We start from the raw sequence: 17158 nt of genomic DNA on the forward strand, positions 1-17158 counted from the left end.
CGACGAAGGATGCGAATTGTAACCAATTGCGGCGATCCCCGCTCCCGGACCGGTGCGGTGATGCCTTGCATCAATCAGTGTTTCCCTATCGGCCGTAGAGCACCTCGGCCTCGCAACCCGGACCCAGGGACTGCTGGATGCCACGCAACAGCCGCTCGTCCGGGCGGATGGTCCATCCCTCCGGCAGGCTGATATCCGCCTCCAGCCCGTCACGGCGATAGCACAGGTGCACGCGGCAAGGCCCCTCACGATGCGGCTCCATCAGCCCGCGCAAATGGGCCACCTGCTCGGGAACCACCCCTTCCAGGCACAGGTGCAGCGCGCGGGCCCACTGGACCCGCGCTTCATCCAGGCTGTACACGGTACGGGCCCGCATACGGATCCCGCCGGCATAGTCGTCGAGCGTGACCGTGCCCTCCGCGACCAGCAGGGCATCCGGCTCCAGACGGTCCTTGTAGGTGGTGAAGTCGTCGTTGAACAGCACCACCTCGGCCCGCCCGCTGCGATCGTCCAGGGTGACGATGCCCATGCGTCCGCTCTGCGTGTTGCGCACCCGCACCCCGACAATCAGACCGGCGATGCGCACGGTTTCCTGCTTGCCGCGCCACTTCTGGCCCTGGGGCTCGTCCGGGCGATCCTCCAGCTTGGCCTCCAACGCCTGCAGCGTGGTGCCGGTCAGGCGCAGCAACTCGGCGCGGTAGCGCTCCACCGGGTGGCCGGTCAGATAAAGCCCCAGGGTGTCCTTCTCGCCGCGCAGACGATCGTCGTCCTCCATTTCGGCGAGGGTCGCGCTATCCGGGATCACGGCCGCGGCTGGATCCCCGAACAGGTCCACCACACCCAGATTGGCATTGCGCACGCTCTGTTCGGCTGCCGCGACCGCCATCGGGATGTCGTTCAGCAGCGTCGCTCGGTTGGCGCCGATCCGATCCATCGCGCCGGCGCGCACCAGCGTCTCCAGCACACGCTTGTTCAGCTTGCCGAGATCCACGCGCTGGCACAGGTCCACCAGCCCGTGGAACTCGCCGCCCTCGCCGCGCGCCTTGAGCAGGGTGTCGATGGCCGATTCCCCAACGCCTTTGATCGCGCCCAGGCCGTAGACCACGGTCTGCGCGTCATGGCAGGTAAAGCGGTAGTCCGACTGATTGACGTCCGGCGGCAGGACCTCCAGGCCCATGTTGCGGCATTCCTCGATCAGCCCCACGACCTTGTCGGTGTTGTCCATGTCCGCGGACAGCACCGCCGCCATGAACGGCGCCGGATAATGCGCCTTGAGCCAGGCGGTCTGGTAGGCAACCAGGGCATAGGCCGCGGAGTGCGACTTGTTGAAGCCGTAGCCCGCGAACTTCTCCATCAGATCGAAGATGTAGGTCGCAACCCCTTCATCCACACCGCGCCCCAGCGCCCCCTCGAGGAAGATCTCGCGTTGCTTGGCCATCTCTTCGGGCTTCTTCTTGCCCATCGCGCGGCGCAACAGATCCGCACCACCCAGGGTGTAATTGCCCAGCACCTGGGCGATCTGCATCACCTGCTCCTGGTACAGGATCACGCCGTAGGTGGGCTGGAGAATGGGTTCCAGATCCGGATGCGGATATTCCACCTGGGCACGACCGTGCTTGCGGTCGATGAAGTCGTCCACCATGCCCGACTGCAGCGGGCCCGGGCGGTAGAGCGCCACCAGCGCAATGATCTCCTCGAAGCTGTCCGGCTGCAGGCGGCGAATCAGGTCCTTCATGCCACCGGATTCCAGCTGGAACACGGCGGTGGTCTGATAGTCCTTCAGCAGCCGGAAGGTCTCGGCGTCATCCAGCGGGATGGCGTCGAGATCGACCTGTACCGCGGCATCCATCTTGCGGATGTTGTCCACCGCCCAGTCGATGATGGTGAGCGTGCGCAGACCGAGGAAGTCGAACTTCACCAGGCCGACCGCCTCGACGTCATCCTTGTCGAAGTGGGTCACCAGCGAGCCGCCGTCGTCCTCGCAATACAGCGGCGAGAAGTCGGTCAGCGCCGAGGGCGCAATGACCACCCCGCCGGCATGCTTGCCCGCGTTCCGGGTGAGCCCCTCGAGTTTCTGCGCGAGATCGATGATCGCGCGCACCTCCTCGTCTTCGTCATATTGCGTCTTGAGGTCCGCGCTCTCGGTCAGGGCCTTTTGCAGGGTCATGCCCAGCTCGAACGGGATCAGCTTGGCAATGCGGTCCACGAAACCGTAGCCATGGCCCAGCACACGCCCGACGTCGCGCACCACCGCCTTGGCGGCCATGGTGCCGTGGGTGATGATCTGCGAGACTTTGTCGCGCCCGTAGCGCTCGGCGACATAGTCGATGACGTCGTCGCGGCGCTCCATGCAGAAATCGACATCAAAGTCGGGCATGGAGACACGTTCGGGATTTAGAAATCGCTCGAACAGAAGATCGTAACGCAATGGATCCAGGTCGGTAATTCCCAGCGCATAGGCCACCAGAGAGCCCGCACCGGAACCACGACCCGGGCCCACGGGAATGCCATTGTCCTTGGCCCACTGGATGAAGTCCGCCACGATCAGGAAGTAGCCGGGGAAACCCATCTGGCAGATCACGTCCAGCTCGCGCTGCAAGCGCGCCTCGTAATCCGCCGCCGGCGCGAAGCAGAAGCGCTCCAGGCGACCCGCCAACCCCTGCGCCGAGGTCTCGCGCAGGTGATCTTCGACCGTATAGCCCTCGGGAACCGGGAAGTCCGGCAGCACCGATTCGCCCAGGGTCAGGCTCACCGAACAGCGCCGGGCGATCGCCACGCTGTTGGCCAGGGCCTCGGGAATGTCCGCGAACCGCTCCGCCATCTCCTCCGGTGTACGCAGGTACTGCGCCTCCGAGTAACGACGCGGGCGTCGCGGGTCGTCCAGGGTCACGCCGTCATGGATGCAGACGCGCGCCTCGTGGGCCTCGAAGTCCTCGGGCCGCAGGAAGCGAACATCATTGGTGGCCACCACCGGCAGATCGAAGGCCTCGGCCGCGGCCAGCGCCTGTTCGATCCAGGCCTCTTCGCCCGGGCGGTCGCTGCGCACCAGTTCCAGATAGAAGCGACCCGGGAAGCGCTGCATCCACGGCTCGAGATCCTCGGCCAATAGCGCGCGCGCGGCCCCCGAACCGTTCACGAATAACCCGTCGATCCCGCCAGACAATGCGATCAAACCCTCGGCGGCCGCATCCAGCCAGGCGCAGTCCACCCGCGGAATGCCCTTCTCCTGGCCCTCCTGCCAGGCGCGCGAGATCAGACGGGTCAGATTGCGGTAACCCGGGTCGTTCTGCGCCAGCAGGGTCATGCGTGCAAGACTGCCGTCGGCACGGGCATCGCGCACCAGAACGTCCGCACCGATGATGGGCTGCACACCCTTTGCGATCGCTGCACGGTAGAACTTCACCAGCCCGAACAGGTTGCAGTGATCGGTCACTGCGACGGCGGGCATCCCGCCCTCGGCCACCGCGTTCACCAGTGGCTTGAGGCGGACCAGCCCGTCGATCAGGGAATACTCCGAATGCACCCGCAGGTGCACGAAACCGGTATGGCCTTCGCTCATGCCCCCATTTCCTGTTCACGCGCCGCCAGCGCACGCGCTACCGGGCCGAAACTACGGCGGTGTTGCGGGCACGGCCCCAACCGTTCCAGGGCCTCGCGATGCGCCACTGTGGGGTAGCCGGAATGGCGGTCGAAGCCGTAATCGGGGTAGTCGTGATGCAGATCGCGCAACCAGCCGTCGCGCGCCACTTTCGCGACGATGGAGGCGGCGCTGATCGCAGCCACCGAGCCATCCCCACCGACGATCGCCTCGGCAGTCCAGGGGCCCTGCGGTGTGAAGCGCCCGTCCACCAGCAGATGTGCCGGCGCGATGGCGAGCCCGGCCGCCGCCCGCTGCATGGCGAGCAGCGTCGCATGGTGGATGTTCAGTTCATCGATCTCCGCCGCCTCGGCCCGGCCCAACGACCATGCCAGCGCGTCGGCACGGATCTGCACGTCCAGCGTCTCGCGACGTTTCGCGCTGAGCTTCTTGGAGTCGGTCAAACCGGGGCAGGTGTAGCCTTCCGGCAGGATGACGGCGGCCGCCACGACCGGCCCGGCCAGCGGCCCGCGCCCCACTTCGTCCACGCCGGCGACGTAGCGCTGCGTTGCCTCTAAATCGGACATGGAGTCTCCACCACGGTGAACTGCGGGCAATCGCCCGAACGCGAACATGCGCCGCGCCGGGGATCCGTTACAATAGCGCCGAAAATCCTAGCACACCCCCTCCGGATCCGAGCCTACTCATGTCCCAATCTCCGTTACGCTGCGCCGCCATCGGCGTGGGCCATCTTGGCAAATGGCATGCCGCCAAATACGCCGCGCTGCCGGACACCGAACTGGTTGCCGTGGTCGATGCCGATTCCGAAACCGCCAGCCGCGTCGCGGCGGAGCACGGCTGCCGCGCGGAGACCGACCATCGCGCCCTGATCGGTCAGGTCGATGCGGTCTCCATCGCCGCGCCGACTACCCTGCATTTCGACATCGCCCGGGACTTCCTCGAGGCCGGTTGTCATGTCCTGGTCGAGAAACCGATTACCGCCACCCTGGAGCAGGCCGAGACGCTGAACCAGATCGCCGAGCAGCAGGGCGTCGTCCTCCAGGTCGGGCACCTGGAACGCTTCAATGCCGCACTGCGCCGACTGACCGAGACCCCGCTGCACCCGCGGTTTATCGAGTCGCACCGCCTGGCACCCTACAAGCCGCGCGCCACCGACGTGTCGGTCGTGCTCGATCTGATGATCCACGACATCGACATCATCCTGTCGCTGGTGGATGCCCCGCTGACCGAGATTCGCGCCTCCGGCGCACGCGTGCTGACCGGCGACATCGACATCGCCAATGCCCGGCTGGAATTCGCGGACGGCTGTGTAGCCAACGTGACCTCCAGTCGCATCAGCACCAAGTCCGAGCGGCGCATGCGCATCTTCCAGTCACATGCCTACGCCTCGGTGGACTTCCAGAACCGCATCCTGTCGCTGAACCACATTGGCGAACCCGATCCGGAGACGGGAGCCCCTGCGATTCACCGCACGGAGAGTGTCTTCGACGAGGCGGATGCCCTGCTAGCCGAGATCCAGGCCTTTGTCGCCGCCGTGCGCGGTCAGGGACCGGTCGTGGTCAGCGGCCGTGACGGCCAGCGCGCCCTGGAAACGGCCAGCCGCATCACCGACCTGGTCTACGAGAACCTGAACATCATGAGCCGGGCCGACGGTCCGCACAGCCACCTCGACGCGAACCCCACAGGAGTCAAGCCGTGATCCCGATGGTCGACCTGCAGCGCCAGTACCAGACCCTGCGCCCCGAAATCGATGCCGCGCTACAGGACGTGCTGGCCGGTGCGCGCTTTATCCTCGGCCCCAACGTCCAGACCCTGGAGCAGGAGCTCGCCGAGTACCTGGGCGTGGAACACGCGATCACCTGTGCCTCCGGCACGGATGCCCTGCATCTGGCGCTGGCCGCGGCCGGCATCGGCCCGGGCGACGAGGTCATCACCACCCCGTTTACCTTCATTGCCACGGCCGAGGCGATCCGTTATGTCGGGGCCGACCCGGTATTCGTGGACATCGACCCGCGCACCTTCAACATCGACCCGGACCAGGTCGAGGCGGCCATCACCGAGCGCACCCGCGCGATCCTGCCGGTCCACCTGTTCGGCCAGCCGGCCGACATGCCGCGGCTTCAGGCCATCGCCGAGAAGCACAAGGTGATGATCGTCGAGGATTGTGCACAGTCCTTCGGCGCAACGGTCGATGGCGTACAGACTGGCGCGGCCACCGCCTTCGGCTGTTTTTCGTTCTTCCCCAGCAAGAACCTCGGGGCCTTCGGCGACGGCGGTCTGGTGACCACCAACTGCCCGTCTGCCGCTGACACCCTGCGCCGATTGCGCAACCACGGCTCCAGCGTGCGCTATTACCACGACGAGATCGGCTACAACAGCCGGCTGGACGAGATGCAGGCCGCCATCCTGCGGGTGAAGCTCCCCCACATCGACACCTACAACGCCGAACGCCGCCGGGTGGCGGCACGTTATCGCGACGGTCTGGCCGGGCTGCCGGTCGAAGTGCCGTTCGAGGATGGCATCGGGGTCCACGTCTACCACCAGTACACGCTGCTGACCGATCATCGCGACGCGATCATGGAGGCCCTCAAGGCCGCTGACGTGGCCTGCGCAATCTACTACCCGGTACCCCTGCATCAGCAAAAGGCCTTCGCCGATCTCCCGAACCGGCCGGAATCGCTGCCCGTCACCGAAGACGTCGCCGCGCGCTGTCTGTCCCTGCCGGTGTTCCCGGAACTCGAGGACGCCACCATCGACATGATCTGCGGGAAGATCCGCGACGCCCTCGCGTGACGCCACGCGACATCGCTTCCACAGGGGGCCTCAACCGGTCATGACGCAGCATGTCGTGATCTGCGCCGGCGAGAGCTCCGGTGACGCACTCGGGGCGGGACTGGTTCACGAACTCTCGGCACTGGAGCCGGGTCTCCGCTACACGGGCATGGGCGGGACGCAGATGCGCGCCGCCGGGGTCGACACCCTGATCGACGTCTCCGAACTGGCCGTGGTGGGCCTGGTCGATGTGCTGGTCAACTACCCGCGCCTGCGCCGCCTGTTCCGGCGCATGTGCCAGCACCTGGAGACCCATCGCCCGGACCTGCTGATCCTGGTGGACTATGTGGAGTTCAACCTGCGCCTGGCCGCCCACGCCCGCCGCCTCGATATCCGCGTGCTGTTCTATGTCAGCCCGCAGCTGTGGGCGTGGCGTTCGGGCCGGATCAAGCGGATCCAGCACAGCGTGGACGCGATGGCGGTACTTTTTCCCTTCGAGACCGACGTCTACGAGAAGGCCGGGGTGCCAGTCCGCTATGTCGGAAACCCGCTTGTGGATCGGGTTCAGCCGCCCAAACAGCCGATTCGCGAACAGCTTGGCCTCGCGGCCAATACGCGCCTGATCGGGCTTCTCCCCGGCAGCCGCAATGGCGAACTGAAGCGCCACTGGCCCATGCTCCTGGACACCGCCCGCCGCCTCCACGGATCGCACCCGGACATCCAGTTCGTGGCCTCCATGGCGCCGGGGGTCACCACGGAAGACCTGGGGGCCCTCGCCACCTGTGACGATCTCCCCGTGCATTTCGTGGGCGGCGACGCGGCCACCCACTCCCTGATGGCGGGGGCCGATCTATTGCTGATCGCCTCGGGCACGGCAACCCTGGAGGCCGGTCTGCTCCAGGCCCCGATGCTGGTGTTCTACCGCATGGGCACCCTGAGCCACGCAGTCTTCTCGCGTCTCGTGCGGGTCGAGAACATCGCCCTGGTCAACATCGTGGGCGGCGAGCGCCTGGTGCCCGAATACCTGCAACAGCATGCCACCGCCGAGCGCCTGGCCCGCGACGCAGCGGATCTGCTCGACCGCCCCGCGGCTCTGGAAGCGATGCGCGATCGCCTGGCGCAGGTGCGCGATCGCCTGGGCAATGGTGGAGCCGACCGCCGCGTGGCCGAAATGGCGCACGAACTCCTGCGCCACGGCCAACTAAGGGACAGCGAGAAGCCGATCTAAGGGCGACGGTTCGTTTGGGGAGCAACCGATTGGGCAGCACGCTGGGCCCTGTCCCGAGGCGACCGCGTCAGTGCGGACGACCGCCGCGCAGAATGCCGCGACGACTGCCGCGCACGAAACCGATCAGATTGCGCACCTCGGGCACCTCGGTCTCCTCGAACATGGCGTCCAGATGACTCTCGCGCCCGGCACGTCCACGCATTCCCTGGATGAATACCCGGTGGAGCGCCTGAATGGCGTCATTGGAGAAACCGTTGCGCTTTAGGCCAACCTTGTTGATCCCGATCAGCCGCGCATAGTTGCCGCTCGCCAGGCAATACGGCGGGAGGTCACGGTTCAGCGCCGCACCCATGCTGGTGAAGGCGTAGGTACCCACGCGACAGAACTGATGCACCAGGGTGAAACCACCCAGCGTTGCGTGATCCTGGATCTCCACGTGCCCCGCAAGCGAAGTAGCATTGGAGAAGATGATGCCGTTCCCGATCGTGCAGTCGTGCGCGATGTGGACATACGCCATGATCAGGTTATCGTGCCCGATGACCGTCTCACCCAACCCCTTCTCGGTTCCGCGGTGCAGCGTTACCGACTCCCGAATCACGTTGCGATCGCCGATGATCAGCCGCGTGGGTTCACCCCGATAGCTGGTGTCCTGAGGCTCCTCCCCGATCGAGGAGAACTGAAAGATTCGGTTTTCCCGCCCGATCTCGGTCGGTCCGTTGATCACCACATGCGGGCCCACCCAGGTATCCGCGCCGATCTTCACATTGGCACCGATGACCGAGAACGGCCCGATCGTCACCGAGCTGTCGATCTCGGCGCTGGGGTGGACGTCCGCGCGCGGATCGATCACGCCGGGATTTCCTGACCGGAACACATGAGCTGCGCCGTCGCGCACACGTCGTCGCCCACCTTCGCGACCGCGTCGAAGCGCCAGATGCCCCGCACCGTACGCTTCAGATCCACCCGCAGGTGGAGTTGATCCCCGGGTACCACCTGGCGCCGGAAGCGCGCCTCGTCGATCCCGACAAACAGGTATAGCTGCTGCTTGTCCTGGTTCTCGTTACGCGCCTCTTCGGTCTTGAACGCAAGCAGGCCAGTCGCCTGTGCCAGGGCCTCGAGGATCAGAACCCCGGGCATCACCGGCTTGATCGGGAAGTGCCCCTGGAAATACGGTTCGTTGATGCTGACGTTCTTGATCCCCGTCAGATAGCTGCCCGCCTCCCACTCCAGCACCCGATCCACCATCAGGAACGGGTAACGATGCGGCAGGTAGCGCATGATCTCCTGGACATTAAAGTCATCCACGCCGGTGTCCTTTCTCTTGATCTTGTTGTGCCGCATCCGGACCGCTGCGCGGGACGTGCAATACGACGTTCGACTCGGCCTCCCCACACGCGGCAAGGCCAGTTACTACCAGGGCCGATTAATCGCCCCTCGATCGCCTAACGCGCCAGACGGCGCAGTCGGGCCAGCATGCGATTCCACAACCGGGCCTCTTGATGCGGGACGCCCGAGGCGTAGTGACCCGGCCGCGTAATGGAGCGCGTGACCAGGGTCATCGCATGAATGGTGACGTGATCCACGATGGACAGGTGGCCCAGGATCCCGGCACCACCCCCGATTGCGCAATGTGCGCCGATCCGGGCACTGCCCGCGATCCCCACACAGCCGGCGATGGCTGTATCGTCGCCAATCTCGACGTTATGGGCAACATGAACCAGGTTGTCGATCTTCACACCCCTCCCGATCCGCGTCGCGCGCAACGCCCCGCGATCGATGGTCGTGTTTGCTCCAATTTCCACATCGGAACCGATCACGACATGGCCCAGCTGTTCGATCTTCTCCCAACCGTGGTCGCCCGCGGGGGCGAAACCAAAGCCATCAGCCCCGATCACGCAACCACTGTGCAGGATGCAGCGATCCCCCACCACAACCCCTTCGAGCAGGGTCACACGGGGGTGCAGGAAGGTATCGGCCCCCACCGTCACCCCCTCGCCCACCACGCAGTGCGCCCCCACGACACTCCGGGCTCCCACCGTCGCCCCCGCGCCGATCACCGCCCCAGGCCCCACGCAAGCGTCGGGAGCAACCGCGGACTCGGGATCCACAAACGCACCCGGATGGACACCCGCAGCTCGGGCGCGACGTGGCCTGCCCAGCCACTGACTCGCTCGGGCATAGCCCAGGTAGACATCATCCAGGTGGATCAGGGTTCGGGAAGACGTCGCTTGCAGCCCCGCGGCCACCGGTACCAGGATCACACCCGCGGCACTCGCCGCCAGGGCCTCGGCATGACGCCCGGCGTCCGTCACAAAACTCAAATCGCAGGGGCCTGCGGTGGCCAGCGGGCTCAACCCGGTGAAGCGGCGTTCGTCATCGCCCGTGAGCTGCCCGCCCAGCGCCTCCGCCAGCTCGCGGGCCGAATACCCGCCGTCAATCTCGCTGCATTGTGGCAAGGATGTCGTCCGTGATGTCGATGCGGTCACTGGCATACAGCACGTTGCGCTCGGTCAGGATCAGATCAATGTCGCGTTCCCGGGCGAGATCGACGATGGCATCGTTGATCCGTCGCTGCAGTTTGGCCAGCTCTTCGTTGCGGCGTACGTTCAGGTCTTCGCTGAAGCTCTCCTGCGCCCGCCGGAATTCGCGCGAACGTTGCGAGAACTCCCGCTCCAGATCCGCCCGTTCCGATGGGTTCATCAGGTCGCCGTCACGTTCCAGCCGGTCACGCAGCCGCTGCAGCTCTTCACGCTCCGCCACCAGCTCCGAATCGCGTGGCGAGAACTCGCGCTCCAGTTCGCGCATCGCCTCTTCGGCCTGCGGCGAATCCTCGAGAATCCGGTTCATCGTCACGAATGCCACGTTTTGCGCCCCGGCGACAGCGGGTACCACCAGCCATCCGCTGGCAACGAGAATCACCGCCGCGAACCAGGCCATCCCGGATCTCATGACGCCTCCCGATGCGCTTGCATCGATCATCCTCAGAAACTGGCCCCCAGCAGGAACTGGAAGCGCTGCAGCTCGTCACCCGGCTGATTGTTGAACGGCTCGGCCACGCTGAAGCTCAGCGGCCCCACTGGCGAGAACCAGGTCACCGCCACACCCGCCGATGCCCGCAACTCGCTGGTATCAAAGTCCGACACATCATGGAACACATTCCCCGCGTCCACAAAGGTGCTCATGCGGACTGCATCGTTGTCGGCCGCAAACGGCATCGGGAAGAACAATTCCGCGGAAAGCGTAGTCCGGAAACGCCCACCGTAGGGATCATCATTGGAATCACGTGTCGCCACCTGACCATCGCGGATCGGTCGCAGATCGCCCAGCTGGTTGTCCTCGTAACCGCGAACCGAGCGAATGCCCCCGGCAAACAGCCGTTCATAGAACGGGACGTCATCCCCTCCGTAGCCGTCCGCATACGCGAGCCCGGCGGAGAGGCTGAAGGAGTACCGATCGGACAACCGGAAGATCTCCTGACCCGAATAGGTGAGCTTGTAGAACTCGCGGTCACTGCCCGGCACCGTGACTTCCAGGCCGACCCGATGACGACGGCCTTGCGAAGCGAAGGTCGTGCTGTCCCGAGTGTCGTGAATATAGCTGGTCTCCAGCTTGTAGAGGTTCGCGGAATCGCCGAATTCGTCCAGCTCGTCGATGATCTCGTCCGGGGTTCCGATACGAGTGTCGGAGCGTTCGACCGTCTCGATTTCGATGTTCTCGAAACCCGGGCGCACCTGAATCCGGTCGAACTCCGACAGCGGAATCCCGTAGGTCACATCGAAGCCAAAGCGGTTAGATGAATACCGCGAGATGTTGGCCTCCTCGGCATCGATCTTGCGATAGAACACGGAGAACCCGCGACTCGCACCGGAGGGGGTGAAGTGCGGATTGGTGACGCTCATCCGGAACAGCTGGTTGACCTTGCTGGTACTCACCTCGGTGGAGAAGCGGTTGCCGGTCCCAAGGAAGTTGTCCTGTGTCAGGCTCGCGGTCAGCAGCAGCCCCTGGTTCTGCGAGAACCCGGCGCCCAGCGACAAGGCCCCGGACTGCTGCTCGGTCACGGTGATATTCAGGTCCACTTCGTCATCGGTGCCGGCGACCCGCTCGGTCTCCACGTTCACGCTCTGGACGAACGGCAGCCGCTGGACACGCACCCGGGAACGTTCGACCAACGCCCCGTTGTACCAGGCGCTCTCCATCTGCCGCATCTCGCGGCGATACACCCGTTCCTCGGTGTTCTGATTGCCGGTGATCCGGATGTTCCGAACATAGACGCGCGGACCCGGGTCGACGAAGAACGTGATGGCCACTTCGCGGTTGTCCTCGTCCACGTCGGGCACCGGGTTCACGTTGGCGAACGCGAAACCCTCCCGGGTCAGGCGTTCGCTGATCCGTTCGGCCGATTCGGTCACCTGGCTACGCGAAAACGGCGCATCGATGTCCACGTCGATAAGGCTTTCCAGCTCCTCCCGCGGGATCACGAACTCCCCGGCGAGGTCCACACCCGTCACCGTATAGCGATCACCCTCGTCGACGTTGATCGTGATGAACAGATCCCGCCGATCCGGCGTCAGCGTCACCTGAGTGGAGTCGATATCGAACTCCAGGAAACCCTGATCCAGATAATGCGAACGCAACTGTTCCAGATCCCCGGACAGCTTCTCGCGCGAGTAGTTGTCACGCCGACTGAAAAAGGCCCACCAGCGTGGCACGCCGGACTCGAAACGCCGGGTCAGTTCACGACCCGAGTAGCTCTCGTTGCCCACCACATTGACCTGGCGGATTTTGGCCACCGGCCCTTCGGTAATGTCGATCTCGATGTCCACGCGGTTACGCGGCAGTTCCACGATCTCCACATCGACCTGGACGTTGTAGCGCCCGCGCGCGAAATACTGCTGGCGCAGCTCGCTCTCGATGCGGTCCAGCATCGTGCGGTTGAACACCCGCCCGGAACGCAGGCCGGCCGAATCCAGCGCCTCGCGCAAGCCCTCGTCGGGGATATCCCGGTTCCCGGAAAAATTGATCTCGTTGATCGCGGGGCGTTCCGAGACGATCACAACGAGGACGTCCCCGCGCCGGGCAATCTCCACATCGTCGAAGAAGCCGGTCTGGAACAGCTCGCGGATCACCTCCGGACTGCGATTGTCGTCGAAGGTATCCCCAACCTGCACGGGCAGATAACTGAGCGCGGTACCGGCGGTGATCCGTTCCAGCCCCTCGATCTCGATATCCTCGATCTCGTAGGCCTGGCCCCAGGCCGTCCCCGCCAGGCTCATCAAACCGACCAGGGCCATTCCTCTCAAGCTGTTTCGCGCCATGCTCTCCGCCAAAAAATAGGCCGTTCGGTGGGCTGATCGAGGCACCCGGGGTGCGCTCCAGCGTGACTTCGCCTAACCGAACAGTCGTGTCAAATCATTGTACAGGGCCAGTATCATCAGCCCCGCGATCGCCAGCAGACCCACCTGCTGACCGATTATCTGGGTGCGCTCCGACACCGGGCTGCCCTTCACCGCCTCGGCGGCGTAGTACAGCAAATGGCCGCCATCCAGCATCGGGATCGGCAGCAGATTGATGATCCCGAGCGACACGCTCACCAGCCCGAGAAATCCCAGGAACGCCGAAATCCCGATCACTGCCGAGACCCCCGCAAACTCGGCTATGGTAACCGGTCCGCTGATATTTTTAACCGACGCATCACCGGTGAGCATTCGCCAGAGGATGCCAAGTGTCAGGACGGTCACATCCCACGTCCGCTCCGCCCCCGAGACAAATGCCGATCCCGGACCCTGGCGCACCAGTACGGCCATGTCCCGTGCCGCCGATTGATCCGTATCCACGCCCGCGCCGATACGACCGATGGCCAGCCCCTCGTGATCCGTCGCCTCCGGCGTCATCCATAGTTCCAGGGTCCGACCGTCGCGCTCCACGGTGACCCGCAGGTCGGCTTCTGGATGCGCACGCACAACCTCGACCCAGCGATTCCAGTCCGCGAGCGGCTCGCCGTCCACTGCCAGCACACGATCCCCGACCTCCAGTCCGGCCGCCGCCGCCGGGCTCCCACCCTCGACGGCACCGATCCGCGGTTCCAGCCTCGGCCGATAGGGCTGCAAACCCAGCTTGTCGAGGAACTGCCCCTCCGCCAGCAACGCCTGGCGATCCCGCAGGTCCACCTCCCGCTCGATCTCTCGACCGTCCGTGCCGCGCAGCAGCAGGGTGACGGCCTCGCCGCGAACCGCGTGGTCCAGCAGTCGCAGGTTGGCCTGCTCCCAATCCACCACTTCACGATCGCCCACCCGCAGGATCTCCTGCCCCCGCTCGAGGCCCGCCTCGGCGGCCGGCGTATCCGGCGCGACCTCGCCCAGAATGGGCTTGATCCCGCCCACGCCCACCATGAACATCACGGCGTATACCAGGATCGCAAGCAGGAAATTCGCCGCCGGGCCGGCCGACACCACGAACGTACGGGCCCCAAGACCTTTCTGGTTGAAGGCGCGCGTGACCTCCTCCTGCGCCACCGGACCCTCGCGCTCGTCGAGCATCTTCACGTAGCCACCCAGCGGCAACGCGGCAATCACGAATTCCGTCCGGTCCCGCCCGAAGTAGCGCTTGAAAATCGGCCGGCCGAAACCCACCGAGAAGCGCAGCACCTTCACCCCCATCAGACGGGCGGCGAGGTAGTGCCCATATTCGTGCACGGTCACCAGTACGCCAATGGCCACCGCAAACGCCAGAAGGCTCGTCAGGAACGTCATGACAGGACGGATCGTGCGTTCGCGACATACTCGCTCGCGACCTCGCGAGCTCGCCGGTCCGCACCCAGGACGCGCTCCAGCGAATCGACCGCCTCCGCCTCGATCGCCTCCAGGGTCGTGGCGATCACCCCCGGGATCTCGCTGAAGGCCAGACGTTCTCCCAGGAAGGCATCCACCGCCACTTCATTGGCCGCATTGAGAACTGCGGTGGCCGTCCCTCCACGCTCCAATGCGGCGTAGGCGAGACCGAGCGCCGGGAAACGCGCGGCTTCCGGCTCGGAGAACTCCAGCTTGCCCATCGTGAGCAGATCCAGCGGTTCAACGCCCGACGCCATGCGCTCGGGCCAGGCCAGCGCATGGGCGATTGGTGTGCGCATGTCGGGGTTGCCGAGTTGCGCGAGCACCGACCCGTCATCGTAGGCCACCATCGAATGCACGATGCTCTGCGGGTGCAGTACAACCTGGATTGTCGAGGGCGCCACGGCAAACAGCCAGCAGGCCTCGATCACCTCGAGCCCCTTGTTCATCATCGTCGCCGAGTCCACCGAGATCTTGCGCCCCATATCCCAGTTGGGGTGGGCGCAGGCTTCGTCCGGCGTAATCCCGGCAAAACTGTCCAGCGGACGGTCGCGAAACGGCCCCCCCGATGCGGTGAGCCAAATCCGGCGTGCCCCGTGCGGTGTCACCGACTCGGCACAGACGTAACCATTGGGAAGGCACTGAAAGATCGCGTTGTGCTCGGAATCGATCGGCAGCAGACAGGCACCGGAGCGGCGCACGGCATCCATCAGCAAGGCCCCGGACATGACCAGCGCCTCTTTGTTGGCGAGCAGCACTCGTTTGCCCGCCTCGGCCGCGGCCAGCGTCGGCAACAGCCCGGCTGCGCCCACGATCGCCGCCATCACCGCGTCGACCCGGGGTTCCCGGGCGACCTCCGCCAGGGCCTCCGCACCCGCCCGCACCTCGGTGCGCGAGCCGACCGCCGCCAAAGCCGTGCGCAGGGCCTCGGCGGCATCGGGATCGACCATCACCGCCACCTCCGGGTGATGCGCCAGGCACTGCGTGCGCATGCGCTCCACATTGCGATGCGCCGTCAGGGCATACACGCGGAAGCGTTCCTGCTGACGCGCCACGACATCGAGCGTACTCAACCCGATGCTGCCGGTTGATCCGAGAATGGTGATCTGCGTCGTCTTCATGGGTACCTGCTTCCGTTCGCGCTATGCCGCCACCGGCGGGGCCGGGATCAGCGCCAGCCACAGCAACCCCGCCAGGAAAACCGGAGCCGCCGCGACCATGCTGTCGAACCGGTCCAGAATACCCCCGTGGCCCGGCAGCAAGGAACCACTGTCCTTCTCGCCAGCCTGTCGCTTCAGGATGCTCTCAAACAGGTCCCCCACGACCGAGACCAGCCCGATCAGCACCGACAGCAACAGGAATACCATCGCGTCCATCGGCTCGAGGCCCCAAACGGCCGCCACCACGATCGCGAAGGCCAGCACCGTCACTAGACCACCAAGCAAGCCCTCGCGGGTCTTCCCGGGACTGATATGCGGCGCCAGCGGGTTGCGCCCGAACGCCTTCCCGGCGAAATACGCCCCGGTGTCGGCCAGGCCAACCAGCACCACCAGATAGACCACCAGAAAAGGCGCCAGGGCATGCAGCCAAACCAGGCCCATTCCAGCCGGCACCAACGTCATGATCGCGGCCACCGCAAAGAGGGTCCGACTGGATGCCGGTGCGGCCGTGTCGCGCTCGCGATAAAACGGCAACAGCAACAGGATCACCAGCCACCACAGCAACACCAGACCCAGGATCAGGTAGTGCAACCCCGCAATCGGCGCCAGCCCGAGCGCGAGCACGGGAACCACCACGGCCGCCACCAGCGCACCGCGTGCCAACGGGTTTTCGAGCCCGGCCAGTCCACCCCACTCCCAGGTCGCCAACCCGAGGACCAGCGCGACCAACGCCAGCACCGCCCAGTTCGGGCCCCAGGCCACCAGGGCCAGCGCCGGCAAACCCAGTGCCGCGGCGGTCAGAATCCGTTGTTTAAGCACTCGGCACCTCCCGCGCACTTGCCTCGGCGGCTCCGGTCACGCAGCCGAAACGCCGCTGGCGACTCGCATACCACGCCAGCCCCTGTCGCAGATCATCGGCTGTGATGTCCGGCCAGAACGTCTCGATGAAGAGCAACTCGGCATACGCCGCCTGCCACAGGAGGAAATTGCTGATGCGGCGTTCGCCGCCGGTGCGGATCAACAGATCGACGTCCGGCATCCCGGCCGTGCTCAAATAGCCGGCAAAAGAAGTCTCGGGATTCGCCCCTTCATCGCCGGCGGCTACCCAGCGGCGTGCCGCCTGCAGGATGTCCCAGCGGCCACCGTATCCCAGCGCCACGACAACCCGCATCGCTTCGTTGGCGGCAGAGGCCTGCTCGGCTTCCGCCATCCGCGTCTGCAGATCCGACGGGAAGCTTGCACGATCGCCAATAAAGGTGAGCGCGATACCGCGCTCGATAAGCTCCGGGAGTTCCGCCTCGATGGCGGACACAAACAGATCGAACAGTGCCTCGACCTCTTCGCGCGGGCGGCCCCAGTTCTCGCTGCTAAAGGCAAACAGCGTCAGGGTGCCCACGCCTTGTTCGGCGAAAAACCGCACGGCATGCCGCGTCGCCTCCAGCCCCGCCCGGTGGCCTTCGGAACGACTCAGACCTCGAGCCTCGGCCCAACGCCCGTTGCCGTCCATGACGATGGCCACGTGCGCAGGGAGCGCCTCGCTGGGTGAAGTAGTAACCGGCATCGCCTGCGCCGG

General features: G+C 65.4%; 14 protein-coding genes. 3 read left to right on the forward strand and 11 right to left on the reverse strand.

From position 1 onward, the window contains the following. Positions 1 to 85: 85 nt before the first annotated feature. Positions 86 to 3559 (reverse strand): DNA polymerase III subunit alpha, encoded by a 3474-nt coding sequence (gene dnaE / locus F816_RS0101440; RefSeq protein ID WP_019593229.1) that lies wholly within the window; start codon positions 3557 to 3559, stop codon positions 86 to 88. Further along, on the reverse strand, positions 3556 to 4164 hold the full coding sequence (rnhB, locus tag F816_RS0101445) for a ribonuclease HII (RefSeq protein WP_019593230.1): 609 nt from the start codon (positions 4162 to 4164) through the stop codon (positions 3556 to 3558). The genes dnaE and rnhB overlap by 4 nt, the downstream gene beginning before the upstream one ends. Positions 4165 to 4283: 119 nt before the next feature. Here rnhB and F816_RS0101450 point away from each other — a divergent pair, with 119 nt between their 5' ends. From F816_RS0101450 to lpxB, 3 genes are read left to right on the forward strand one after another with little or no spacing between them, the layout of a single operon-like run. After that, entirely contained in the window at positions 4284 to 5297 is a 1014-nt protein-coding gene (locus F816_RS0101450) for a Gfo/Idh/MocA family protein (RefSeq protein WP_019593231.1), read from the forward strand. Beyond that, complete coding sequence (locus F816_RS0101455) at positions 5294 to 6391, forward strand: DegT/DnrJ/EryC1/StrS aminotransferase family protein (RefSeq protein WP_019593232.1); 1098 nt, start codon at positions 5294 to 5296, stop codon at positions 6389 to 6391. The genes F816_RS0101450 and F816_RS0101455 overlap by 4 nt, the downstream gene beginning before the upstream one ends. Positions 6392 to 6431: 40 nt before the next feature. Then, positions 6432 to 7598 (forward strand): lipid-A-disaccharide synthase, encoded by a 1167-nt coding sequence (gene lpxB, locus F816_RS0101460; protein WP_019593233.1) that lies wholly within the window; start codon positions 6432 to 6434, stop codon positions 7596 to 7598. A gap of 67 nt (positions 7599 to 7665) precedes the next feature. On the opposite strand, the gene lpxA is transcribed toward lpxB, so the two are convergent. The 9 genes from lpxA to uppS form a co-directional block, all read right to left on the reverse strand. Further along, positions 7666 to 8448, reverse strand: coding sequence for an acyl-ACP--UDP-N-acetylglucosamine O-acyltransferase (gene lpxA, locus F816_RS0101465; protein ID WP_018145584.1), 783 nt, complete (start codon positions 8446 to 8448; stop codon positions 7666 to 7668). Next, positions 8445 to 8939, reverse strand: a complete 495-nt coding sequence (gene fabZ, locus F816_RS0101470) for a 3-hydroxyacyl-ACP dehydratase FabZ (RefSeq protein WP_018145583.1) — start codon at positions 8937 to 8939, stop codon at positions 8445 to 8447. Before fabZ ends, lpxA begins: the two co-directional genes overlap by 4 nt. Before the next feature lie 101 nt (positions 8940 to 9040). Then, positions 9041 to 10054 carry a UDP-3-O-(3-hydroxymyristoyl)glucosamine N-acyltransferase gene (lpxD, locus tag F816_RS0101475; RefSeq protein ID WP_019593234.1) on the reverse strand — a complete coding sequence of 338 codons (1014 nt, stop codon included), beginning with the start codon at positions 10052 to 10054 and terminating at the stop codon, positions 9041 to 9043. Next, complete coding sequence (locus F816_RS0101480) at positions 10032 to 10535, reverse strand: OmpH family outer membrane protein (protein ID WP_019571340.1); 504 nt, start codon at positions 10533 to 10535, stop codon at positions 10032 to 10034. Before F816_RS0101480 ends, lpxD begins: the two co-directional genes overlap by 23 nt. A 44-nt stretch (positions 10536 to 10579) precedes the next feature. Next, positions 10580 to 12913 (reverse strand): outer membrane protein assembly factor BamA, encoded by a 2334-nt coding sequence (bamA, locus tag F816_RS0101485; protein WP_369773221.1) that lies wholly within the window; start codon positions 12911 to 12913, stop codon positions 10580 to 10582. A gap of 72 nt (positions 12914 to 12985) precedes the next feature. After that, positions 12986 to 14347 carry an RIP metalloprotease RseP gene (rseP, locus tag F816_RS0101490; protein ID WP_019593236.1) on the reverse strand — a complete coding sequence of 454 codons (1362 nt, stop codon included), beginning with the start codon at positions 14345 to 14347 and terminating at the stop codon, positions 12986 to 12988. Further along, positions 14344 to 15546, reverse strand: a complete 1203-nt coding sequence (gene ispC, locus F816_RS0101495; protein WP_019593237.1) for a 1-deoxy-D-xylulose-5-phosphate reductoisomerase — start codon at positions 15544 to 15546, stop codon at positions 14344 to 14346. Before ispC ends, rseP begins: the two co-directional genes overlap by 4 nt. A gap of 21 nt (positions 15547 to 15567) precedes the next feature. Then, entirely contained in the window at positions 15568 to 16404 is an 837-nt protein-coding gene (locus F816_RS0101500) for a phosphatidate cytidylyltransferase (protein WP_019593238.1), read from the reverse strand. Beyond that, positions 16397 to 17146: a polyprenyl diphosphate synthase gene (gene uppS / locus F816_RS0101505; protein ID WP_019628130.1), complete on the reverse strand. Its 750-nt coding sequence runs from the start codon at positions 17144 to 17146 to the stop codon at positions 16397 to 16399. Before uppS ends, F816_RS0101500 begins: the two co-directional genes overlap by 8 nt. Between the last annotated feature and the right edge of the window lie 12 nt (positions 17147 to 17158).

The sequence above is a fragment of the Thioalkalivibrio sp. ALM2T genome, assembly GCF_000381505.1.
GTDB classification, from domain to species: domain Bacteria; phylum Pseudomonadota; class Gammaproteobacteria; order Ectothiorhodospirales; family Ectothiorhodospiraceae; genus Thioalkalivibrio; species Thioalkalivibrio versutus.